We start from the raw sequence: 25,913 nt of genomic DNA on the forward strand, positions 1-25,913 counted from the left end.
CTCACGGGTGAAAGAACGGTTTTCATGGCGCCACCTCCTTTCCGCTGAAGGCTGGCAGGGGGGTGGCGATCCCCCCGGGTTCAGGAGGCAACAGCCGGTGGAAGAAGGGCGTTTTGTCACCGCAACCATCGCGCACCAAAACATCGCTGGCAAACAACGCATGATCCTCGCGGTTGACGAGGGTGTGAACCTGTACCGGCCCCTCGCGGCGGCGGACATCCGTCACCTTGACGCGGCGTCCGCTGCTGTTCATCAGGAAATGACCGGGGTTGATCTGGCTGGCAAACACCCACCCCTGGCCCTCCACCCAGAGTTGGTGTTCGGGGGTGGTGGAGAGCAGGCGGCCATTATCAAGGTGCAGGTCAAGCACACCCGGCACCTCGCGTGTCCTCACCTCCACCACGGTGGCAATCTCCCGCGGATCCGTGCCGGTGCGCACCTGCTGGTTGGTGGTGATGGTTTCAATGGGCACCCAGCGGCCATCGGCCAGCAGCACCTCCGTGCCGGCCGCGAAGCAGGCCGCAGACGTGCCATAATCCGAGTAACCCCTGGCCGGGCCGCTACCGCCCCCGCCACCGCCGCCACCACCATAATTGCCGCCACCGCCGGGAGGCGTGGGACAGCCCAGCAGCCGGTACACCAGCACCACGCCTTCAATGGCTTTGTAGAACTTGGCTTTTTCGGTGTATTTTTTGATGCCCTTGGTGGCCAGGGACATGATGGTTTTCAAATCCGGGCATTGCGCACAGGCATTGACAATCGCCATGAGAGCGCCGGCAAAGTTATCTATGTCAAAAATGCCCCCCGTGCAGTCCCCCGGGGTGGGCTGGCCATAGCCGGGCGGGAATTCAATGCCGCCCCGGATGTTGCCCTCTTCGTCAATGTCGCGCCCGAAGCATTTGGCGCGGCTGGTGAGGCATTTGGAGCGGGTGAACTGGGGCGCCAGCCCGCTGGTGTTGGTGCCGCCACGGCCGGCGTAATAAAAGCGGAAAGGAATATCAATGCTTTGCATGGCGCCCAGCTCGGGCACGTAATTGATCAGCGGGGTGGAGGTGGCGTAGCCATCGGCCCCGCCCTGGATGATCAGATCAAACGCCCGCACCAAACCGTGGTTTTTCACGTTGTAAATCACGGTGGCCTCAAAGCCCGCCTCAATATTGAAAAACTCATACTGGGGCGGAGTCATCACCAGCACCGGCACCGGCACATGCGTCTGGAAGGTTTGCTCAATGGTGATCTCGTAACGATCAGTGAACGGCACCGGCGTCACCACGAAGTTCACCGTCACGAGACTGCGGGACAGCCGCGGCTCCACCAACACCGTCTGGTTGGGGACAATGTCCACGCGCCCGGCGGCGGACGCGTGGCCGGGGGCCAGTATCTGCCACGCCCACGGCCCTTCCTGCAGGTTTTCTATCAAGACCTCGCCATTGGCGTCGGTTTGATAGCTTTGCTCAATTTGCAACAGGGAATTTTTAATGCGCACCGTGGCGCCGGGCACGCGCTGGGCCAGGATGTTGTCCACCACAAAGCGCACATTACCCCGGCTGGAGGAGGTAACCAGGGCATAAAGATTCACCGTAAATTCCGCCGGCGAATTGGTGCCGCGAATGATGAGGCGATCCTGGAAGTACTCCAAGGGCGCATTCGGTGGCGGAGCAAACACGACGGTGATGGTATTGCTCTGGCCCACCCGCAAATCGGGCAGGTAAATCCGGCCATCGTTGGAGGGCGCGAGATTCAGGCTCATCCACGGGACGTTGGTGGGACCTTGCACAGTAATGCCGGTAAGGTCCCGCAACCCCATGTTGGCCACGGTAAAGGTGCGGCTGAACAACTGCCCGCGGTTGACGCTTACATCCACATAACCCATGGGCGGATCAATTACCGTCAGCACCGGATTGGCGGGCAACAGGGTCAGGTTGGCCTCAAACGTGGCGGCCGCCCCCTCGGCCGAGCGCAGGCGCAAGCGCATCCGGGCCTGGTCGGGGGCGTCCAGGGTGGCGGTGATGCTGATGGGCACGCGGATATTTTCGCGCGGGCCGATGACAAAATCCGGCGTGATGCCGGCCGCAGCCGTAAGGTTGGTAATGGGCACCAGATTGGTGCCTACCACGGCCCAAGCCTCGGATTCCATGACGAACCGGCTTAAATCTTCCTCCCCCGGATTGACGAGGGTGATGTTAAAGACGAGCGTATCGTTCTTCGTCATCCGGATATCCCCCGCCACCGGGCTGAAGTAGGCCCGGTACACCGTGATTTCCGCCTGGTTGAGCACATCAAAGACCTCCGGATGCGCCGCCCAGAGTTTGATGCGGCCGCTCAGGCCTGGCGGCGGCTGATACTCATAAACAAAGCTGCCGCTGAAGTCGCTGGTGACGCTGTGATAGAACTTGAAGCCGCGGATGCTGAACCCGATTTTCATCGGCACATTGGGCCGTGGCTGGCCGGTTTGGCGATCAAGTGCCTGGCCGGTGATGATTACCGGATCGTCATTGCTGTAGTTGGTTTTGTCGGTGGTCAACACGCCGTAGTAAGGCGTCAGCCGGAGGGACGAGGTCAACTGCCCGCTGATGGGGCCGTTGGTCACCTGGCTGGCCGTGCCATAGCGGTAATAGATGGGGTTGATCACGGCCTCAAAGGTGGTGAGGTTGGTGCCCAGATTGTCCGGCACCAGGATGTTGTCCACCGCGAAGCTGCGCGAGGTCCCTGGCGGGAGGCGCAAGAAGGTGGTGCCATCGGGAGCCACCATGGCGCCCGAGGGCATGCCAACGTAGGCCACGCGGTTGACCTCCTGGCCCAGATGATTGCGCACCGTGATGGTCAAATCGCCCGGCTGGGTGCCGCCGGCGCGGGCGGTAACCACATCCAGATCGGCGTAACCGCGGTTGTGCACCCGCAGGTTGAGCGTGGCCATGCCTCCGGCCAGCGGCGGTTGGGCGGCGCTCACCTCCACCATCACCTCGGGATTCACCACGGTGACGTAATCCACGAGGGTTTGGTAAATGGCCTGACCACCCGTTTCATGCGGCTGCTGCACGGCGCGCACCAGCATCATTTGCGGCCGCGCCACCGGGCTGGACGGCAGCACCACCTCGCGGTTGATCTGCGCGTTGGGCGGCACCGCCGCGTCCACGCCATTGGAGCGGGTAACCGGCGGCAGCCCGGAGATCACGCGGCGCAGTTCAACGTGTTGCACCGGCAGCGGGGCCGTGAGGTTGCGGTTGAACACGGTGACCTGGAAGGCATCGAAGTACCGTGTCACGGGCGGCGATTCCGCGCCGCCAAACAGGTTGGCCATGACGAGGAAGGACACATCATGCAAATCCACCCGGCGCGCAACGCTTTCCGCATTGGTGGCGTTGACGGCGTGCACGGCATAGGAGACCATGCCGCCACGCGGGACGCCGAGGCCGTCAGTGAAGGCCGGAGTGGTCAAGGGGGCGGTGTTCTGTTTTACCCCGTTGCGATAAACATTGTACCCCACGGCGGCGGGATCGTCCGATTCCCACGTGAGGATGGGCGACTGGCCAAGGTTGTGCACCACTTCGAGATTCTTCACCGCGCCCACCAGCATCTCAAAGACAGCCGGCTGGCTGAGGGCTTCGTTGCCCAGCGCATCCACCGCCCCCACGACGTAGGAAAGCAGGCCGCGCGGCGGGACATCCAGAATGTTGGTGCCGCCGCCAAGCACACGGATGAGCGCGCCGTTGCGATAGACGCGGAACTGGTCCTGCGACTCGCCCGGCCCCGGCTGCCAGGCCACGCGCAGTCCATTGGCCACCAGTTGCACCGTCACATTGGTGGGGGCTGGCGGCGGCGTGCGATCACTGACAGCTGTCACGGCCAGGGACTTGCCGCCCTCGGCGCCGCGCCGGGCGGCACTGACGGCAAAGCGATACGCACCATCGGCCGGCGGCAGGTTGGTCAGCAGCGTGGTCTCCACGTTGTCGGCCACCAGCGTTTGGGGCACGCCGCTGCTGCCGGGATCGGCATACACCCGGTAAATCTCCGCATTGGAAACCGCCGTCCACTCCAGGCGAATGTAGCCCCCGCTAAGACTGGTGGCGCGGAGCTGCGCGGGCGCCGCCGGCGGAGTGGGCAGGGCCGAGTTGTAAATCTCAAGGGAAGCCCCCCGCGTAATGCCATTGCCCACGTTATCCAGCGCATCCACCGCGGTCAGAGTGAACTGGCCAAAACCGGCGCCGGCTGCGGGGGTCAGGGTAAGCGTGCCATTCCAGTTGCTCTCGGCGCCGGTGAGCGGCACGGTGATGGGCGCGCCCCCGGACGGAGGCGTGAAAGCCAGTTGCGGCGTGGAGCCGGGCGCCACCGGCTCGCTGAGGGAAAGCTGCACCTGGATGGCGGTGACGTTGGTGACCTGCACCGGGGAGACCGGCACGGTGGTGATGCTGCCCACCGGCGGCGTCACATCAATGACCAGCGGCGGCCCCGCGGGCGCGCCATTGAATACATTGCCCGCCAGATCGCGGCCGGAAACCGTGAAGCTCACCGGCCGGGAGGGGGTGAGCGGCCCCACCAACAGCGTGCCAGCGTAGGTGTTCAGGGCCACATTGCTGACGGTCAGGGTTATGGGCCCGGTGCCGTAATTCAACGTCAGGGAGGGGGTCTCGGCCAGAGGTTCATTGGCCGTGAGCGTGATGCGCAACGGGCCGGTGCCCACCGGGGAGGCCTTGTCAAAAGCAATGGTGAAAGACGGCGGGTTGGGATCGTGGGCATAGGGCACCAGATTCGACAAGGGACTGGCGTTGCCGGCGTCATCATAACCCACCACCGCGACATGCAACGCGCCGGCCGGCATCACCGGGAGGGTGTAGATCAGTTGATTGACTATTAACGGCGACTGGCCGCTGGCGCCCGCAGGAGTGGTAAACGGCGCGGTGTGCCAGAATAGGCGGAAGCGCGTGGGACGCTCGCCGGTGGGCGCAAAACGCCACGCCCATTCCACGCCGCGGCCGGGGTAATACGTGGGCGGTTGCAACTCCGGCGCGGCCGGCGGACCACTATCCAGCACCACCCGGCGGGGGGCGGAAGCGGCGGCGCCCAAGGCATCAAACGCGCTGGCCACCAGCACGTTTTCCCCCTCCACCAGCGACACCGACGCGAGGAACCACTGGCCCTGGTTATTGGCGGTGGTTTGTCCGGCCAGGGCGCCGTTGCGCAACAAGCGCACGCCGATGCCCGGCTCTGCCGTTCCCGCCACGGCCACCTGGTTGCTGGTCACAATCAAATCCACCGCGGGTGTGGCAATCGCCGGCACCGGCGGCGGGGCAGGCGCAATGGCCACGTTGCGCTCCAGGGTGGCGATGCGGCCGGCAGTGTCGCGCGCCAGCAATTTCACGCGATGGATGCCGTTGCTGTAGAGGCGCACATCCCACCAGAAACTCAAGGCGCCGCCGGCATTGGTCGAGACCCCCCGGTTGTTAACATAGAACTCCATCGAGGCCATGCCCAGCGGGGCGCTGGCGGCGCCCGTCACCAGCAAGGGCCGCTCGAGGAGCTGGCCTTCATTCAGGCTGAAGCTGGAAATCACCGGTCCCTGGGCCAGGTAGGTAATCGTCAGCGACACTGGCGCGCTGGTGTTGCCGGTAACGCTGCGGAATTGCGCGTAAATGGTCTTGGATCCCCCGCCTTCCGACAACGTGAACCACTGCCACGGGGCGAAGCTTTCGTAAAACACCCCCCGAAACACCGAGTCCTCACTGAGGCGCATGGCCTCGGCCGTGCGGCAGGCCAGGCGCAGAAGCACATTGCTGGTGCCCACCTGGGTCACATGATTGGAAATGCCCAGGGCCGGCGTCAACAAAGGCTCGCCCGTCAGGAAAGGCGAGGTGGTCACCAATCCGGCCACGCCGGCGGTCACATCGGCGGCCAGGGCGCTGCCCCACCAAACCTGTGTCGCAATCAAAGGTTGCGCGCCGGTATTCCAGGCGTTGGTGCCGTTGTTCTTGAGAACGGATTGTCTGAGTTTCAGCGAGGCCGTGTCTGATTGCCAGGCGCCGTAGCTGTTGAAGGCCAGCAGGGCCTCGGCGGTGTCGAGCGTGGCGCCATTGCGCAGTTGCAGTGCCGCCGGCTGATTGTACAAGCCGGTGAAGGCCTCCACGGTGGGAGCACAACCGTCCAGGATCAACCCGCGGCCAAACCGCACAAAAACGTGGCGCAACACCGAACCGCCCGCCCCCGCCCCCAGCGTGACTCCCTGCCAGTCGCCTGGCATGGGGTTGCCGCCGGACACATCGCTGAAGGAGGTCAACACCACGGGCTCCAGGGCGGTGCCATTGGCCAGCAGGCGTCCCTGGCTCACCGTGATGCCTGCGCCAGGGGCAAAGCGCACGGTAGTGCCCGCCGGAATGGTCAGCACGGCATTATTCACCACGTGGATGGGCTGCAACACCTCCACCACCTGCCCTGCCCCGCCCAGGGTGAGGTCAGTGGTGATGTTACCCGCATAGGGATCACTCCAGGTGGCCGGGGTGACGTTCGGATTAAATCCGTTGGTGCCGTTGAATCCCACCACGGCGAAGTAATAGGTGAAGCGCCGGTCCAGCCCCTCCACCCATGCCGAGCGCGCTCCCGCACCCAGGGTGGCGCGGGCTGTCAGGCCGGCCACGGTGGCAAAGGCATTGGTTTCATAATACAACCGGAATCCGGCGAAGCCGAACAGCCCGGCCGTCGAATACGCCCCCCAGGTGACATTGGCCGAATCGGCGCCCGCAGGAGTCACTGTGACGGCCACCGGCGGGGGGACGGTGCTGGGAAGGTAAACCATGAGCGGCTGGACCGCTTCGGCAAAATTGCCGGCCACGTCCACCGGCACCACGGTCACATAATAGGGGGTATCCAGGTTGAGTCCGCCAAAAGTAAAGCTGCGGGTGCTGGGGGACAAACTGGCCGCGATGGGCAAACTGAGAATGCTGGCGTAGTTGGTGGTGCGGATAAAAGCCCGGTACACCGCGACATCCGGCGGCGCAGCGTAAGCCGTCCACTGCACGGTGACCGAGGAACTGTTGGAGGCGCTCAACGTCAGCACCGGCAGGGGCGGTGCGGTCACATCCACCTGCACCAGGAAGGCGTTGGTGAGCGCCATGGTGACCCCGAAAACATCCTGCGCCTGGGAAACCCAGACGTCATACTGGCCCTCTGCGCCCGCGGCGAAAGTGAGCGCCGGCAGGGCGTAGGTGTCATTCGAGACCTGCAGCGATTGCCAGCGGCCGCCGTTGGTCACAGTGATGAGCACACTGTTCTGGCGGTTGGAAAACACCACCCACGGCGCGAGGGCGGCATTCATGCTGCGATTAAATTGCAGGCGCATGAGGAAATTGGTGGTGGCCGGCACCGGATTGGGGAAATTGGCCAGCACGTTGGTGAGGAGCGGTTGAATGCTGACGGCGTCATAATGCGCCACAAAATGCAGGTTGGTGGGATCCTGCGTGGTGAACGAGCGGCTGAACGTGCGGCTGGCGCTCACGATTACGTTGCTCAGGCGCCATTCCCGGAAAAGGTAGATATTGGGCGGATTGGTGACGGAGGCCGGGGCGCTGAAGGTGGCGGACTCACCATTCAGGTAAACGCCGGCGCCCGTGACCTCGGCCACGTTGGTGGGCGAGGTGGCGGTGGTCACCCGATGGAAGGGGTTTAACTCATAATAATTCGCCACCACAAACCGGTTGCTCAGGGCCACGTTGGTCAACGTGGCGCTCAGGCCCACCACCACACTGTTCTCGGTCCAGTTACTGAAGCCGTAGCCCGGGTTGGGCAGGGCCGTCAACACGTTGGTGGTGCCATGGAAGAACGTCCCCTGCCCCGCCACCACGCCCGCCCCGGCGGGTGCATTGGAGGCCAGCAATAAATAGGTGGGCAGGCTGAAGTTGGCCACCAACTGACGGCTGCGTGTCGCCACAAAAGTGTAATTCGTGGAGGCGCTCTGAAACACTCCATTTTCCGTCCAATTAACAAAGAAGTAGGGCAGCTCCTGAGCAAGTGCCCGGGCGGTGACGGTCACGGCGGCGCCTTGGGCATAGTTGCCGCCACCGCTCACCACGCCGGCCCCCGGCGGTTGGGCCGCCACGGTGATGGGGAAGATCTGGACGATGACAAAATTGGTGGTGACGGTATTGGCCTCCGCGCTGGCGTGGCTGAACGCATCCATCTCAAAGTGCGCGTTGCGGGCATCGGTGGTGATTTCAATGCGGTAATCCCCCGGATTGGTGGCGGTGAGGACAAACGCCTGCGGGACTACGGCGTTCACCGACAAATCCTGACTCACCGCCAGCTCCACATTGGTGACCACCACGCCCGCCGGCAGCCGGCGCACAAAGAAACGCTCATGGAATCCTCCCACCGCGGGCGCCGTGCCGCGGTTGGCCGTGTTCCAGGTGAAGGTATAGGCGCCGCTGCCATCCGGCCCGGAGAGGGTCAATCCTTCAATTTTCAAATCCGGGTACGGAGCTCGTTGAACGGGGAAGGTGGTGGGGGATACGTAAATGTTGTCCGACTCAAACAGAAACTCGTTGACGGCATCCCCCGAGTCCGTGTGCACGATCAGGTAATAGTTGCCGCTAATGCCGTCCGGCAGCCGGAAGGAATTGGAAACGGTGTACGCCTGGCCGGGCTGGAGCACGCCCACGTGCGGGAAGAACCCCAGCGGGATATCATCAGCGTCGCCCAGGATGGTGTTGGTGGAAAAGACCGCCCGGTCAAACCAACTGGCCTCGGCCGTGGCCAGCGTGCCGGTGTTCACGACGGTGAAGGAGTAGGTGACGGTCTGGCCGCTAAGCGGCAGGCCGCCGGGCAGGCTGACGCTGGAAACAAGCAGGTTGGGGAAGGTCACCGTGCCGGTGGGCACGGCGCGGACTTCCAGCACGTAGTGAGCACGCAACCCCGTGGCCGGGGTGGTGCCGCGCACCAGCGCGTAATATGGGCCATCCGCGATGATGCGCACCTCGGCCGCGGCGTCCCCGGGATTGCCGCCGCCGACTTCGTTTTGCAACTGGCCCAGGGCATTGTAGAGACTGACGGCCGGCGCCATGGTGCTGCCGGTGGGCGTGCGCCCCAGGAGGAAAACGGTGGTGCCGTTGGTCAAGTAACCCAGGTGGAAATAATCCAGCTCACCCACCGAGTTCGCCATGCCGAAGGCATAGCCCAGGCGTTGATCCTGCTGCGTGGCAAGGGGCAAGGGGTTGGCGGAGCTGAGAGCGCTGTTGTCCTCCGCCTCGTTAATGGCCGGCGGTGGCGCGAGGGCAAGCCGGAATTGGTACTCGCCCAGGTAGTTGTAGTACTGGCTCACCACCACGGTAAAGGCGCCGTTGGTGTTCAAGGTCAACAACGGCGCGACCCCGCTGCCATAGTAGTCAGGATCGTAGGTGAGAAGGACGGTGCCATCCGGCGCCAGAATCTGGTAACGCAGCGAGCTGGCGCCCGGATTGCCAGGCGCATCAACCGCCAGGGAGACCACCTCCCCCGTGCTGCCGGTAAAACGGTAGTAGTCCGTATCACTGTCATTGTACCGCTTGCCCCGTCCCAGGGCCAGGCGCAGCCCGCCCGCCAGGGTTTGGAATTGCAGGACATCCGCCGAGGATATGGAGAAATTGGTGCGGCTCTTCAGGTTGAAACCGGGCAGGTTGGCGATGGTGAAATACTGCTCGTAGGGCGCGCCAGCCTGGTTGCCAAAGGTGTCCCGCAAATCGCCGGTGATTTGCAGCCGATAGACACCCGGCTGCAAGGGACCGTCAGTGATGGAGAGATTAAGGGTGTTGCCCCCACTGTATGCCCCCAGGCTCAGACGATAGACTTCGTCATCTGCCGTATCAAACTGGCCATCAGGGCCGGCACTGCGCAAATCCACCAGATTAATGGGATTATTCGGATAGGGATCCACCGCATCCGGCAGGCCGTCGCCGTCGCTGTCGGCGCCCGCCACTTCCACCAGGCCGCGGGACGTGTATCCTGAGCCCACGTCATTCCAGCGGCCATTGGAGAGGAATTGCACGTAATCCTCGTTGCCGGAGTTGTTGGGTTCGCCGCCATTCCAGTTGAGGTAGGTCACGGGCTCACCGCTGGCCCAGACCCACGTGCCCTCCTGGTCTTCATCCGTCAGGCCAATGAAGAAATCGCTGCCGAAAGTGGCCAATATCCAGGCGTTTTCTTCCGCATCATTGATGGACACCAGATAGCCGCCCCGGGCCGCCGCCTGGGCCTGGGCATCGCGCCAGGTCAACCCGCTGGCGGTGAAGAAATAGGCGTGGCCATTGCGCAATCGCAAATTGCTCAGAGCGGACAAAGCCGCCACATCCACGTCCTTGTTGACCGTCACGCTAAAGCCATCCCACAAGGAGGTGGAGGCGGTGCCCGAAGCCGGGAGCGTGCTGGACACCACCCGCGGCGGCGTGATGTCATTCAAACCAAGATCCAGGAGATAATGGGATAACAATCCCTGCGTGCCGGAGGCTGCACTCACCCGGGCATAGTAGGCGCCCCCCTGCCCCTCCGGGATGGAATAGAACAGATTGGTTTCCCCCGCATTGGCGATGGCCACCTGGGTGCCGTCGCGGAAGATGGCCAGGACGGGTTGCAGTTGGCTGGAGGCGGGGCGGCTGAGCGTCAGGCTGATAAAGGTGCCCGCCGATAAATTACCCAGGCGGTAAAAGTCCTGGTTATCCTCCGCGTGGAGCGAGCCAAAGACCTGCACACTCCGCCGGCCAGGCGCTGCGGTGAAGGCCAGCGAGCTGGCGTTGTTGATGCCGCTGTTATCCTCGCTCTCCGCCTGGGTGGACGGCTTGAGCAGCGAGAGGCGCAGGCGATACTCGCCACGGTAATCGTAATTGGGCGAAATTCGCACCGTGTAACGCCCGCTGAGGGGCAGCAGGGCATAACCGACGCCGCTGCCATAATAACCTCCGTAGGTGGTCATCAGCTCGGAGCCATCGGGACGCAGCAGCGCCGCAGACAAACCCGAGCCAGCCGGATTGCCCAACGTTTCCATGGCCACCTGCACGCGGTCACCGGCCTGCCCATAAAAACTCCAAAAATCCTGATCGCTGTTATCCAGCAGTTTGCCACGAGCCAGGGAGGTGAAGACCTGGGGACCATCGGCGGCCAGCAGTTCGGTATCATCCTGCAACCAGACTTGAAACCGGCGGGAACCATAGGCCAGCCCCAGCAAGTCCAGGCGGCCATCGCCGTTGAAATCCCCGGCTTTCACATCGCTGAAATAGGAAGAGCCCGAGTAAGAATAGCGGGCGGCTCCTTCAAACTGGCCCTGGCCGCTATTTAACAAGACCAGCACCCGGTTGTAATAATAATCGGCGAGAGCCAAATCCAGGCGGCCATCCCCATTCAGGTCCACCGGCAGCAACGAGTAAATCACGTAGGCCCCGGTGGCCACAGTCTGGCGCGGGAGGAAGGTGCCATTGCCCCGGCCCCGGAACCAGTTCACCACGCCGTCATCGTGGCCGGAAAGCAGGTCAAGCGCCCCATCTCCATCCAAATCCGCCACGGCCAGGCTGCGCAGGGTGGTATGGGTGTCAAGGGTATAACGGGGATTGAAAGTGCCGTTGCCCTGGTTGATGAATATACTCAAGGTCACGGCATTTTGATCCGCGGTCACCAAATCCAGGTGCCCGTCGCCATTAAGATCGCCGGTGGCAACTTTAATCGTGCCGCCGCCGGCCGGATACGTCACCCCCGGCTGGAAGGTGCCGTCGCCATTGCCCAGGTACACGGAAAGGGTGGAGGAATTAAAGTTGGCCACGGCCACATCCTGGCGGCCATCCCGGTTGAAATCGCCCGCCACCATGCCATAAGGCCGCTGGCCCGTGGCGTAATTGGTCAGCCAGGTGAAGGTGGCATCGCCATTGCCCAGGTACACCGAAAAAGTATTGGCCAGGTAATTGCCCACCACCAAATCCAGGTGGGCATCGCCATTGAGATGGAGCAGCAACGGGGTCAAGGCCCCGTTGCCGGCGGTGAAGTTGGTGCGCAACTGAAATGTGCCATCCCCTCTGCCGGTGTACACCGCCAGGGTGCTGTTTTCGTAGATGGGCACCACCAAATCCAGGTTGGTGTCAGCGTTCAGTTGTCCTATGGCCAGGGATTCTGCCTGGCCGCTCAATAATTCGGGGGCCCCCGCCTGGAAACTGCCCGCCGGGCGGTTGGTCCGGGCCAGGCCCAGCGACGTGGCGCCGCCGATGGAGTTATTGGCGCGATTTTCCAGTATATAGCCGGGGACGTTGGCCACGTGAAACTGGCGAACAAACGGCGCCGTCATGCGCAGGCCGGTGGTATCCGCCAGATTGGTGGTGATGACAAGGCGATGCCAGCCGGCCTGGAGCGGGCCGTCCGAGATCAGGAAAGAGGCATTGGTGCCGCTGGTGTAGGTGGGGGAATTGAGCACGGTGTAATTGAAATCATCCGCGGTGCCAAATTGGCCATCCGCTCCGGCATGCACCAGCCAGTAATTGGTGCCGGCCTGTACGGACGCCGGTAGCATGTCCTCTGAAAATTGAATCGTAAAACGATCCAGGATGGCGTTGGTGGATGAGCCTTCCGGCGGGAGGGACACGGCCAGCACCAAAGGCGGCTGCGTGTCCACCAGTTCGGCGTCCAACCGATAATGGGCCAGTGCTCCGATCACATTAAGCGCGGGCGGAGCAAGGTTCAGCCACTCCGGGCCATTAACCAGCGTGGCAGGACGCGCGTTGGTGCTGATGTCAGAGGCGATGGCGCCACTGCCCTCTTGTAGCGGCCAATAGGCCATCAAGCCCGATTCATTGCCGGCCGGGGCATTGGTGATCAGGGACTGGATTTCCGTCACGGACAAGGGCCGATTCCAAATCCCGGCTCCCTGAATCAAACCGCCGAAGTAATTGCCGCAACACACCTCCCCGCCAATCCAGACCCCAGCCGCCGTGCCGGTGTAGTTGCGGTCCACCGGCCCAGAAGCGGCCAATTCTCCGTTAATATAAAGCCAGGCATTGGTGCCATCACAGACCCCGGCCACATGGTACCATTGGCCCAATTCGGGCAACAGGCCCCCGGCGACGTAAGTCGTCCCACAGCCGCCCGGTGGACGCACATTGAGCGCAAACCGTCCGTCAGTGGTGACCACCCCCCAGTCGCGGCAATCGGAGGCCGATCCCACCAGGCCGCGGCGTCCGCCCTGGTAACTGCGCAACTGCACCCAGGCATGCACCGTCCAGCGCGTGCCGGGGGTCCAGGCTCCCGCATTGAGGTAATCGTTTGCGCCATCAAAGGATAGGCCAACCGCCGGGGCGCCGGGCCGCCCCCGATGGCCAGGCAGCAGCCGGGCAAAATAAGTGCCTGAACCTCCTGCTGGAATGATATAAGCCAGATTCGTGGCGCCTGCCGCCACGTTGGTGATCACCTGGCCGCCGGCATTTATGAGCGCCAGTTGCGGCACAAAACCGCTCAATTCGGGCCGGCTGACGCGCAGATTAACGAGGGTGTTTTCGGAGAGATTGCCCAGCCGGAAAAAGTCACCCGCATCGGTGCGTCCCGCATAGCCCAGCACAACGGCTGATTGCCGCCCTTCGGACAAGGTGAAGGTGAGGGTGTTGGCAGAGGCCAGATCGTTGTTGGCCTCGGCCTCATGTTGCAGGGCCGCAGGCGACAGAGTAATGCGAAAACGGTATTCGCCGCGGTATTGGTAATTTTGGGCCACGCGCAAAGTGTACACGCCAGAGCCGGGCAATACGTAGGTAAAGGTTCCGTAGCCATTGTAATCCGGGTAAAAAGAAGATTTTTGCTGGCCATCCGGCCCGTAAAGGAAATAGCTCAAACCGGCCCCCGCCAGGGCGTCAACGGTCTCCGTGGCAAGCGTCATGCGCTCGCCGGCCATGCCGGAGAAACTCCAGAAATCCACATCATTATCGGAAACAATGGCGCCACGGCCGCCGCCATAACGCGCACCGGTGGCGGTGTCCAAAGCCAGCCTGTGGGCGCCGGACAGAGTGAGTATCTGGAGCTGGCTGTTGTCCCAATCAGCCACAGCAAAATCCATGCGGCCATCCTGATTAAAATCCCCTTTGGCCACCGCCAGAGGGCGGCTGCTGAAATTGTAAATCAAAGGCGCCGCATAAGCGCCTCCCAGGTTGGCCACAGTGATGAAACGGGCCGAAGAGTAATCAGGGATCAACACGTCCAGCCGCCCATCTCCATCCAAATCGTGGAGCAGCAGATGGTAATTGTCCCATCCGCCGAAATCCACCACCTGCGGCGGGCCAAAGGAGCCGTCCCCCAGGCCGGGGTAAATGCGCAAGTTGTTGCCGGCGGCCACCACGACATCCACGCGTCCATCGTTATTCATGTCGCCCACGGCCAGGCCGCCGCCGGTGGTGCCCAAGGGGTAGCTGACGGGTGCGGCAAAGGTGCCATTGCCATTGCCGAGGAGAACATTTAGCGAGTTGGCATTGCGGCACACCACCACCAGGTCCAGGCGGCTGTCCCCGTTGAGGTCCACCGCCTCAATCTGATACGCCCCGCTGCCCACCGCGATGTCAGAACGTGGCTGGAAAGTGCCGTCGCCATTGCCCAAAAACACGCTGATATTGCCACCGTTGAGATTGGCGGTGGCAATGTCCAGCAGGTTGTCCCGGTTAAAATCGGCCACCACCAGGTAATAGGGTTGGTTGGGGGTGGGATAATTCGTGAAGGCTTGGAATAGGCCCGTGCCATTGCCCAGCCGAATCTGCAAGGAATTGCCCGAGTAATTGGCCACCGCCACATCGGGTTGGCCATCGCGGTTGAAATCGGCCAGCGCCAGCCCCAAAGGCCGCCCCCCCAAGGCATGATTGGTGAACAATTGCCAACCGCCCTGGGGCTGCCCCAGCCACACCGAGAGCGAATTGCCGTTGTGATTCCCCAGGATCAAATCCAGCCGGCCGTCGCCATTAACATCCCCCACCACAGGGAAATGGGGGTTGGCGCCCGACAGCAGATTGGTCTGCAGCAGCAAGGAGCCGCTGCTGCCTGCACCGGGAGTAGAACTGAGACTGGTGGCGGTGGCTGCGGTGTTGTTGTTGCGGTTTTCCATGACCAAGCCAGGGATGGGGACCACGGTAAAATACCGGGTCCAGATGGAATTGAGGGGATTGCCCAGACGATCTTTGACGCTGGTGGTCACACTCAGCCGATAGCGTCCCGGCTGCAGCGGTCCATCCACCACATACAGCCCCAAGGACAAGCCCCCGGTGTAACCGGTGGTGTCCAGGTCATAAAGTTCATCATCCGCCGTGTCGAAGGTGTCATCCGGCCCGGCGGCGCGAAGCTCAACGCCGTTGCGGGGATCGTTGGGATGGTCATCCACGGAATCGGGCAGTCCATCGGCATCGGCGTCCGGCAAGGCCGGTATTTCAATGATACCGCGCAACGAGGTGCTGCTGGAGTCGCTCCAGCGACCGGTGCTGTCATCCAGGAAAACCCCGTAAGCGCCGCCACTGTTGTTGGGCCTGCCCGACAGCCAGTTGGTATAAGTGAACGGCTGGCCGCTGACCCACTGGAAAACGCCCTCGACCTGTTTGTCATTCAAACCAATCCACAGATCGCCATAATTGCGGAAAGCATCCCACAGCCATTGGTTTTCGGCGGCGTCATTGATGGTGGCCAAGTGGCCCCCGAGGGCCTGGGCGGCGGCCTGGGCCTGGTCCCAAGAGCCGCTGGCATCGGTCAACAGATAGACGCTGCCTCCCTGGCGGCGGAAGATGCGATTTAAGTTGTTAATCTGACCGGCCAATTCCTGGCTGAAGGTCAGAGTGAAGTTTTGCAGGATGAGATTAACGGTCGAGCCGTTGGCCGGCAGGTTGTCGCTCACCACGGTTAGGGGGGCGGCATCGGCCAGCGTCAGGGTGAGCAAATACTGGGTCATCAGCGCCATGGGCGGTTGTGCGGCGCCGCGGCTGTAAATCCAAATGGGTTGATTGAGCAGGGTGCCATGGTTGTTATTGCTGGTGGCATCCTGGGCGATAAAACCGCTGCCTTCATCCAGGCGCCAGTAGCCAGCCAGGCCCGGCTCATTGCCGTTCAAGCGGCGGAGACGATCCGCATTAATCTCGGCCGCCGAACGGGCCACATTCCACAGCCGCACTTCGTCCAGTTTGCCAACGAGAAAATCGGTTATATTCTCGTTCTGGGTGTCCGCCCCCAACAGCAGGGGATGTCCATCATAAGTCGCGGAAACGGTGACGGAGCCGGAAGCCACGACATTGCCGTCGAGGTACAGCACGTGGGTGTTGGCCGCGTCATCAAAGACAAAGGCCACGTGATACCAGCGCCCCAGTTGCGGTGTCCAAGTGTAGCTAAGGCTCGGGCCGCCCCGCAAATAGGCCCGCAAACTGCCGCCTTCGTACCAGACCACATAAGAATTGTCCGTGCCCGAGCCCCAGGTTTTGGCAAATAAGTGCTGAATGTAGTTGAGGGTGGTAAAGTTGACCCATCCTTCCAAGGTGAAGTTCACCGGCCGCAAACTGGGGCTGTCCGGGATTTGGACGCACTGGTTGCCGGTGAAGTAAAGGGCGGTGTTGGTCTGGCCTTCCAGCTCCAGAGGAGGCGAGCCGGGTTCACCCGTCAGTCGGAGGAACCATTCACCGGCCGGACCGGCAGGCACCACGAACTGAAAATTGGTCACCCCGGATGGGGAATTGGTGAGGAGCTGGCCAGAAGCATTGATGATGGACAGGATGGCCGGAAAACCGCTGGAGGCAGGCTGGGCCACAGCGGCCTGCACGGTGGCGCCGGGGGCAAGCGTCCCCAACTTGAACCAATCCCCAGCCCCGTCGCCGCGGCTGAGGTAGCCGGCAGTGCGGCTGGTGAGAAGGTTGTTGGCCAGGGACCAGGCCGGGGCAAAGGCACTGGCCTGGTTGTTATTATTTTCCACTTCAAACCGTGCCGGCGGTCGGAGGGTGCTCACCCGCAGGCGATACTCTCCCCGAAATTCGTACCACTGGCGCACGGTGACCAGGTAAGTGCCTGTATAGGGAAGGGTGATGATGGAGGATTGTCCCCAGCCCGTCCAATCCGGCTGGAGGGCCAGAAGGTACTGACCGCCGGCCGTGTAAAGGTCCACCCGGAGACCCGTGGCATTGTCAGAAATCAGGTTTTCGATGGCCAACTGGAGTTGATCCCCGGCCTGGCCGGTAAACCGGAAATAGTCAATGTCATTGGCGTCGCTGATGTTGCCGCGCACATAGCCGCTGCGTAGGCCGGAGCCGGGCGGGTCTTCGGCGAGGGCGGCCACGGGATTGCCCAGGACGATTTCCAGACGGTTGCCATGATATAGAGTCACCGCCAAATCCGGGCGATTGTCGCCGTTGTAATCGGCCACGGCCACGCCCACGGGATAGTAACCGATGCTTTGCTGGTAAAGACTGGGGAATTGCCCCTGTCCATTGTTTAACAGCACCGCCACAAATCCCTCGCTGGTGTAACTCGGTATCAGCACATCAGGGGCGCCGTCCTGGTTGACATCAGCCAACACGATCTGGCTGGCATCCGGCGTGCCTGCCGCCCAACTTCGGCGGGCCTGGAAGGTCCCGTCACCGTTGCCGGCAAACACACTGATGGTGCTTTCCGCGGCGCTGTAGGTCACCACGTCCAAACGGCCGTCGCCGTTCACGTCCCCCACAGCCACCGAGCGCGTGTCCCCCCCGGACGGCCAATGCTGGGCGGGCTGGAAAGTCCCATCGCCGTTGCCCAGCAGCAGGCTGAAAGAGCCGGCACTGCTGTTGGCGGAGACCAGGTCAAGGCGTCCATCTCCATTCAAATCCGCGGCCGCCAGATAAGACGGGCCGGAGCCTACCGTGTAGTTGGAACTCAGTTGGAAGGTGCCGTCGCCATTGCCCAAAACCAGCCGGACATTGCCCCCCAAGGAGTTGGGCAGGGCCAGGTCCAGATGGCCATCACGGTTCCAATCCCCGGCCACGATGTGGGCGGGGCGATTGAAGCCGCTCAGGTTGGTGATCAGGGTCCAAATACCGTTGGTTTCCCGGACAATGCTCAAGGTGCTGGGCAGGAAATTAGCCACCGCCAGAAAGGCGTTGCTGGAAGGGCCCCACCGCCCCGCCACAAGCGCCCGGGGGCTGCTGAAACCGCTCAGATTGGTCAAGGTTTGAAAGCCGGCCCGGCCGTCATTGGTCAGCAGCAGGAGGGTGTTGTTGCCATAATTGGGAATGAGCAAATCAGGGCGTCCATCTTGATTCAGGTCAGCGCTGGCCGGCAGGAAAGGATTGCTCAGGCTGGCCACAGCCCCCAGGCTGGCAAAGGTGCCATCAGCCGGGGCGGCGGGACTCGGCGTAAAATAACCGCTGCGCGCCGGGATGTGGTTGAAACGCGATTCCAAAACGTATCCCGGCGGATTGGTGATGGTGAAAATGCGGGAAAAGGTCACCAGCGGGTTGCCCAGCCGATCCGTTAGGTTGGTGGACACCGTCAGCCGCACCAAACCCGGTTGGAGCGGTCCATCGGGCACCAGATAATCAGCGCTCAGTCCGCCCCCATAGTTGGCGCAGGTCACGGTATAAAGCTCATCATCGGCCGTATTGAAGAGGTTGTCGGGCCCCGCCCCACGCAGTTCATAAAAGGCGGCGTTGGTCACCGTGGCGCTTTGCATCGGCTCGGAAAAGGAGAGGCTGAAACGGTCCCACACCCCCAGGCTGGCGGCACCTTCCGCCGGCAGCGTGGTGGAAGCAACCTCCGGCCGCACTCCGTCGCCCACCAGGATGTCAAGCACGTACTGGCCGCGCCAGGCGCGATTGGTGCTGGCAACGTGCAGGTAATAGTCGGCATTGGTCGTCACCGGGTAATTCAGGGTATCGCCCACAGCGGTGGCGAGGCTATTGGTGTTTCCGGCCATGAATAAACGGACCTGGGCGTCAGCCACCCTAAGGGTTGAACCCTCTGGCAATCGCAGGAAAACAGTTAAGGCATTGCCGACGTTCAAGCGGCCCAGGCTGAAGTAATCGCCCGCGTCATCCTCGCCGGGCAGGCTTCCGGCCATCCGGGCACGCAAAACGCCCGGCTGGACCGTATAAGTCAAGTTGTTTGCCGTGGCAAAAGTGTTGTTAGGTTCTGCTTCCAAGGAGCATTGCCGGCCTAAATCCACCCGCAAGGCATAGGGGACGGCGCGGTCCGTGCTCCACACGCGCAGGTAATAAGTGCCCGCGGAGGCAAATTGGTAACGCTGAATGGTGGCCACGCCAGCGGCACTGCCCACCACGTTGGCCAGGGAAGAGCCGGCCAGATTCTGGAGTTGCAAGCGGGGCGTGGAGCCGCCGCCCTGGGTCTCCACCCTAACGGTCAGAATGTCCCCGGCCTCGGCATCAAAGCGCCAGAAATCCTCATCGGTCAGTGAGTCAAACTGGCCCACACCAGAAGCCGTCAAAAATCCCAAGCCGGCCGGAGTTTCCAACAGCAACAGGGGGGTGGCCGAGGCGGCTGAATCGTTATTGACGGTTTCCACTGCGCCGGGATAAGGGGCAATCACCACAAAATCCCGCGTAAAAACCGGCACCGCCACGCCGTTGGTGTCCAGCAGTCCGGCTCCGCTTTGCAGCCGGTAGCGGCCGGGGGGCAATGGAGGATTAAGAATAGTGAACAACACACTACGGCCAGTCTGGTAAAACGGGGCCAGGCTGAGCCCCATGGGGACCACGACATCATCTCCATCTCCCCAAACACCGTTGGCCCCCGCCTCACGCAAGGACCAGTTGGCAGTGTTGGTGGCGGAGGCGGCATTCAAAGGTTGAGTGGCAGCCACGGCGAAAAAGTTGATGGCCACGGCATTGGTGGATTGATGCGGCGGGAGGGTGGTGGAGCGCAGGATCGTATTGGTCACCGCGGCAGCCAGGCGCACCTCCACATTGTCTATAGCCCAAGTTTCCTCACCCGCCTGCAAATTGGTGCCATTGAAGATGAGGGTGGAGACGCTGCCGGTGGGGGTGAAAAGAATCTCGACACTGCGATAGATGGCATCCCGATAGCCGCTGGGCACATTGAACCCCAGCTCCACCCGGCCCTCGTCGGGTTGCCGCGGAAACGTTTGCGTGCCCGAAGGAGGGTTGTTGTTAAAGTTGGCAAAGGAATGCCGGAAAACGTTTGTACCATCCACATAAACCAAAAACAAATCGCCGGTGTTGGTGTTTCCGCCATCCCAGGCATCAATAATATATAAATCAAACCACAACCGATAGGTTTGCCCGGGAGACAATCCCTCCAAGGTCAGGGTTTGGGCGCCGGCCCGGCCCAGACACCGGGTGAAGCGCAGCGGTTCTTCTGTCACGAGGGACGGAGCCGTCCATTCGGGGCCAATCGCGCCCTCAAAGTCCTCAAAGTATGGTGCAGTGGCCGCCGCCAGACTGAGGCAAGGGAGCAGGGCCGCAAGCCAGAGCGGGGCGAAACTTTTATGAAACCGACTTATTTTTTGCATAAGGTGATTAAATTAGGAAAAAATGATTCCTTCGCACCCGAGGGCGCTTAGACCGCCACGCGGGGCATGGCGTTATGCAAAGTTGGTTTAGGTCTTGTTTGAGCTGGCATCCACGCACTCTTCCATTTGCCAATGGCGATGCATGGTAATTTTCATATAGCAAAGAATGAACTGCATGGCAATAGGAAAGATGGTATTTTAATGGGCCATGCGTTTCGGGACGACTCATGACGCCCATCCAGGGAGCCGGAGGAGGCGATTGTTATGCCCATGCCTGGCGTTACTGGCCTTTACGGTCCAGGCCCAGAATGCAGTGAACTTGGCAGCTCCTCCCGCCCCCGCCCGGCACTATTATGTGCTGCACCTTGAGCCCCCAACCGGTCGTCCCCCAGGGCAACGCTGGAGCTGGCCGGAGGATTCGCGCCAGTTCACCCTGCCCTTTGCGCCGGAAATGGTGATTGTATCTCTGCCCGCGGCCAGGGATCTTGTCGCGCTGCAACATTGGCTGCAAAACCAGAGGGGTATCCGCCATTGGGAAAAACTTGCCGCACACTCGCTGGAAAAAAAATGGCTGCCCAATGACCCGCGCTTCCCCCAGCAATGGCATCTGCTCAATACGGGGCAGAACGGCGGCACGCCGGGGGTGGATTTGCATTTGACCAATATATGGGAAAAGGTGCGCGGCGCGGGCATCGTTCTGGCCGTGGTGGATGACGGGGTGGAATTATCGCATCGGGACCTGCGAGACAATGCGGCAGCGGCGCTCTCCTACGATTATCTGGATGAGGATGCCGATGCCGGCCCCACATTGTTTTCCGACACCCACGGCACGCAGGTGGCCGGCGTGGCCGCGGCGCGCGGCCACAATGGTTTAGGGGTTTGCGGGGTGGCGCCCCAGGCCACCGTGGCCAGCGTGCGGTTGATCAGCGGCCCCACCACAGATGCGCAAGAGGCCCGGGCGCTGTCTCACGCGCTGGATCGCGTGCACATCATGAATTGCAGTTGGGGTGCACTGGACGGACAACGCCGGCTTGCCGGGCCGGGTCCTCTCACCCGCGCCGCCCTCCGCCACGGTGTGGAGGCCGGACGCTCCGGCCGCGGGGTTATTTATGTGTTTTCGGCCGGCAATGGCGCCCAGAATGGTGAGGATGCGAATATGGACGGCTACGTAAATGCCATCCAGACGCTGGCGGTGGGCGCTGTGGATGATCGCGGCCGGATTGCCGCCTACAGCGAGGGCGGCGCCTGTGTGCACGTGGTGGCGCCCTCGGGCGTCCCCTTGCGCCAAAAAATCTCCACCACCGACCTTTCCGGTCAGGAGGGGGAAGATCCCGGCGATTATACGGCTGAATTCACCGGGACGTCGGCGGCGGCTCCGGCGGTGGCGGGAGTGGTGGCCCTGATGTTGGAAGCCAACCCGGCACTGGGATGGCGCGATGTGCAAGAAATCCTGCTCCGCACGGCCCGCCCGGTGGAGAGCACCAGCCCTGAATGGACGACCAATGCCGCCGGTTTCCGGTTTCATCCGCGCTGTGGTGCAGGAATGGTCAATGCCGAGGCGGCTGTGACGCTGGCCCAACAATGGGTGCCCCTGCCCCCACAAAGCCAGTGGTCAGCCCCTTTCACCAACCTGCCCCTGGCCATCCCCGACAACCAGTCCGCCGGTGTGGAGCTTCCATTCAGCGTGCCGCCGCTGCCCTTGCGCGTTGAACACGTAAGGGTGACCCTTACAGTAAGCCATCCTGACCTCAGCCAGGTTGAAGTGCTTTTGCAATCTCCCGCTGGAAGCTCCAGCCTCTTGCTGTCCGCCCAAGCGCTGGAGGGCAGCGCCAGTCTCCAGCAATGGCCCTTTACCTCGATCCGCCACTGGGGCGAGTTGGCCGGGGGCACATGGCGGGTCATCGTGCGGGACACCCGTCTCCTGGACACCGGAACGGTGACAGAGGCAAGCCTGGAAATCTACGGGGCCCAGCTTCCCAACCCCGTGGCCACCGTGTTCAATCCACAGGGTTTTCAAATTTCCCTGCCTGTGGTGGAAGGCGTGACGCCGATCCTGGAAGCCACATCGCAATTTGATGGCTGGTCAGTGGTGGGCTGGAGCACCACCACCAATCGCACGGTCATTTATCGGACCTCACCCGGGCCGCATGCGTATCAGTTTTACCGCGTGCGCTGGAGCCAGCCCTGATACAGGGTTTGTCCCTGCGGCTGATTAGACACCCACGAAGCCCTGGTCGAAACTGATGGCCCGATGACCCGGCCCCCACAAAAAAGGGGGTTTCCAGCCCTGCCACCTTGGGTTAACTTTTGCAGGACTTATGCATGAAGTTGGCATCATGCAGGGGGCCGTGCTGACGGCCGAGCAGGAGGCGCGGGCCCGTGGCGCCACGCGCATCCACCGCCTGCGTCTGCGGGTGGGCCAGCTCAGCGGGGTGGTGCCTGAGGCCCTGCAATTTGCCTTTGAAGCCACCAGCCTGGGCACGATGGCAGAGGGTGGCGTTTTGGAAATTGAAACCGTGCCGGCCGCGTTTTGGTGCCCCCACTGCCAGTTGGAGTTTCCCTGCCCCGACTTTCTGCCGGAATGTCCGCACTGCGGCCGGGCGGATGGCGAGCTGCGGCGCGGGCGCGAGCTGGAACTCTGCAGCATAGAGATTTCCTGATATGTGCAAAGATTGTGGATGCAGCGCGGGCGGGCCGGTGCAAATCAACGGTCAACCGATGAATCCCCCCACCGACCCCGGGCATGGGCACGGACATCCGCAGGCGCCCTTAGCGCATGCTCATGGCCAGGGCGAGGCAATCGCCCCCCACCATGTGGAGGTTCACCAATCGCTGCTGGAGAAAAACGACCGTTATGCCGAGCGAAATCGCGGCTTTTTCCAGGCCAAAAAATGGCTGGTGCTCAACATGCTTTCCTCGCCCGGCTCCGGCAAGACCACGCTGGTGCAGAAGACGGCGGAGCATTTGCGCGGCCGGCTGCGGGTGGGCGTGATTGTGGGCGACCTGGCCACGGACAACGACGCGGCGCGCCTCCGGGCGGCGGGCATTCCGGTGGTGCAAATCACCACCGGCACTTTATGCCATTTGGAAGCGGAGATGGTGGGGCGGGCCTTGAGCCAGCTTGAAAGCACGCCCCTGGACATTCTGATTATTGAAAACGTCGGCAACCTCGTCTGTCCCGCCGCCTACGATCTCGGCGAACATCTGCGGGCCGTGCTGCTGTCTGTCACCGAAGGCGAGGACAAGCCGCTCAAGTACCCGCCGGTGTTCCACAGCGCCCACGCGGCCCTTGTGACCAAAATGGATCTGGCCGAGGCCACCGCCTTTGATCGCGAACGCGCCCTGGCCAACTTGCGCCGCATCAGTCATCACGCCCGCGTTTTTGAGCTTTCCGCCCGCACCGGCCAGGGCATGGAGGAATGGTGTGATTTTCTGACCCAGCAGCATCAATCCCTCGGCCGTGGCAATGGATAAGCACCCGTCCCAGCGGCGGCGGCGCACCCGTTGGGGCGGGCAAAAAATCCGCCGAAAATGTTGACAAGCGCGGCCTGCGCACGTACCTTCTCTCCCCGGTTGGGGTCGTAGCTCAGTTGGTAGAGCACCACAATGGCATTGTGGGGGTCACGAGTTCGAGTCTCGTCGGCTCCACCATTTTTTCCCACAAGTTTAACCGCCCTCCCCTTTGCCTTCACTACCGGCGCCGCATTTTTCCCGAGGTCTCGGGGAGCGCACGCGGGACGCGTGCCGGCTTCGGCCCCCCCGAAATCTCCCTCCTGTCGCCAGCTTGCGATTAATCCACCTCCGCCCCAGCCGAGTTCACCACCGTTATGCCGCACTGGGAAACCGGCGCTGTGGCACACGCACGGGCGGCCGAACTTCATCCTGCGCGGCCTGAGCACGGTTAGATTCCTTCACACCTTTTGGCGGGACAGCCGCGTTGCTAATCTCCGCCACGCCGTTTCACACCACGAAGCCCGAGGAATTTCAACAGCAGGGTCATGCCCAAATAGCCACACACCGCCAGCACTGCGCCGACCAGTGCAAAGTAGATCAGCAGGTAGGCAAGGTAGGCAAGATTGGCATCGCGCGGCTCTAGCATTTCTGAAAAACCAATCAGTTTGGCGAAAAACCGGCCACTTCGTTCCACGGCGCTCAAGCAACTTTCGACGCAGCGACGGATGGGAGATGTGGGCGACAAAGCACTAATCACAAAAAAATAAGGGCCTATAACCGAAACTGCAGCCGCCGCGCCAGCACTGGCAACCACCAGAATTTTAGAGGACATTTTCATGTAGGGGACGTTTGCATGTTTGAACGAGGGGCGAGTTGCGTCTGAGCACTTGGCTCATTCGACACCGAAGTATGTCTTGCACTTGCAGCCGCCGTTTGCCCGAACGTATTCGCGGAATTCGTGCAACGCTGAACTGCTCATTGAGTGGGTTAGCTGATAGCGTTGGTGGCCGCGTTCGTAATCCGCCCAATCGCGAATGTTCCCGCTCTTGTCAGCCACAAAGTGCAAAACCGAAAACGTGGCACGTCCGTCAGGCGACCCCTTTGCGTCCAAGTCAGGGTCATCAGGAAAATCTTTCGATCCTTTTGCCGGACTCATGGCGTTGTGAATGTCCTTCAGGCTGCTAAAGCTGCCAAGGAGTCGTTTATTGTGGTCGCCATGTGCCATCCAGTCCTGGTAAGGATGCAGTCCTGTTCCGAGTTGCTTCGCGGCTGCGCTCGGTTCGTCGTTTCCCCTGGAAATCGTGCAAAGGTCTTTAGCCTTATCAAGGTGCTCTTTGTATTTTGTTATCCGCGTGTCCACCCTGACATCCATGCTGAGGCTGCGGTCAAAGTGATACTGCGTGCCTGGCTCGAAGATGTAGGAAGTTGAGAAAAGTATCTCGTCAACGTCCTCGTCGGCATCAGCAACCGCTTGGGCGGCATCGGCTGGGTAGCCAGCTTTCAATGCCCACCGCAGCGTGGCGTGCAGGTCAACCGTTTCATCCCACAAACCAAGGTAGTCGTCGCCTCTAATTGGTTCGTTGCCCAGAAACGAATAGCAGTTCATTCCGGCTTCCTCGCCCATTGGGTCTCTATTTGGCCAGCGGCCGGTAGAAGGGTTGTAATACCTGTGGCCGTAGTAGAGGAGGCCGGTTTCCCAGTCGTGGTATTTGGTGGAGAAGAGAGGGTTGAAGTTCTGGGAGAGGGGGCCGGTGGCGCGGAGGAGTTCGCCAAAGGGGCCGTACTCATATTGCGCCGCCAACAAACCATCCGCCCCCCGCACGTAACCCATCACGTTCTCATTGCCATCATAAAACGGAAAATACACCCCCGCCTTCGGGCCGTTATGAATCACCGTCGCCACCAACACGCCCACGCTGTAATCACCGTTCAGAGGAGAGGAATCTTGTGGGATGGGATTTGCCTCCTCCCTGGCTTCATACGTGCCGATGGTTCCCCACGCTTGCAT

General features: G+C 61.9%; 6 protein-coding genes and 1 tRNA gene. 4 read left to right on the top strand and 3 right to left on the bottom strand.

Annotation, left to right across the window (positions count from 1 at the left end):
* Window positions 1-22 precede the first annotated feature (22 nt).
* On the bottom strand, window positions 23-20,452 hold the full coding sequence (locus tag N3J91_03315; protein MCX8155476.1) for an FG-GAP-like repeat-containing protein: 20,430 nt from the start codon (window positions 20,450-20,452) through the stop codon (window positions 23-25).
* Window positions 20,453-20,771: 319 nt separating this feature from the next.
* Between N3J91_03315 and N3J91_03320 the strand changes: the two genes are divergently transcribed.
* The 4 genes from N3J91_03320 to N3J91_03335 all read left to right on the top strand — a co-directional run bounded on the left by N3J91_03320 (window position 20,772) and on the right by N3J91_03335 (window position 24,103).
* A complete protein-coding gene (locus N3J91_03320) occupies window positions 20,772-22,640 on the top strand; it encodes a S8 family serine peptidase (GenBank protein MCX8155477.1) in 1,869 nt (622 codons plus the stop codon).
* Window positions 22,641-22,770: 130 nt separating this feature from the next.
* Entirely contained in the window at window positions 22,771-23,112 is a 342-nt protein-coding gene (gene hypA / locus N3J91_03325) for a hydrogenase maturation nickel metallochaperone HypA (GenBank protein MCX8155478.1), read from the top strand.
* Window position 23,113: 1 nt separating this feature from the next.
* On the top strand, window positions 23,114-23,926 hold the full coding sequence (gene hypB, locus N3J91_03330) for a hydrogenase nickel incorporation protein HypB (GenBank protein ID MCX8155479.1): 813 nt from the start codon (window positions 23,114-23,116) through the stop codon (window positions 23,924-23,926).
* Window positions 23,927-24,027: 101 nt separating this feature from the next.
* Window positions 24,028-24,103 (top strand) — tRNA-Ala (locus N3J91_03335).
* Window positions 24,104-24,392: 289 nt separating this feature from the next.
* Here the strand turns inward: N3J91_03335 and N3J91_03340 are convergent.
* Both N3J91_03340 and N3J91_03345 read right to left on the bottom strand, forming a co-directional pair.
* A complete protein-coding gene (locus N3J91_03340; GenBank protein MCX8155480.1) occupies window positions 24,393-24,743 on the bottom strand; it encodes a hypothetical protein in 351 nt (116 codons plus the stop codon).
* Window positions 24,744-24,797: 54 nt separating this feature from the next.
* The coding region (locus N3J91_03345) for an RHS repeat-associated core domain-containing protein (protein ID MCX8155481.1) at window positions 24,798-25,913 on the bottom strand (1,116 nt) is incomplete at its 5' end.

The organism is Verrucomicrobiia bacterium (assembly GCA_026414565.1).
Lineage (GTDB): Bacteria > Verrucomicrobiota > Verrucomicrobiia > Limisphaerales > Fontisphaeraceae > Fontisphaera.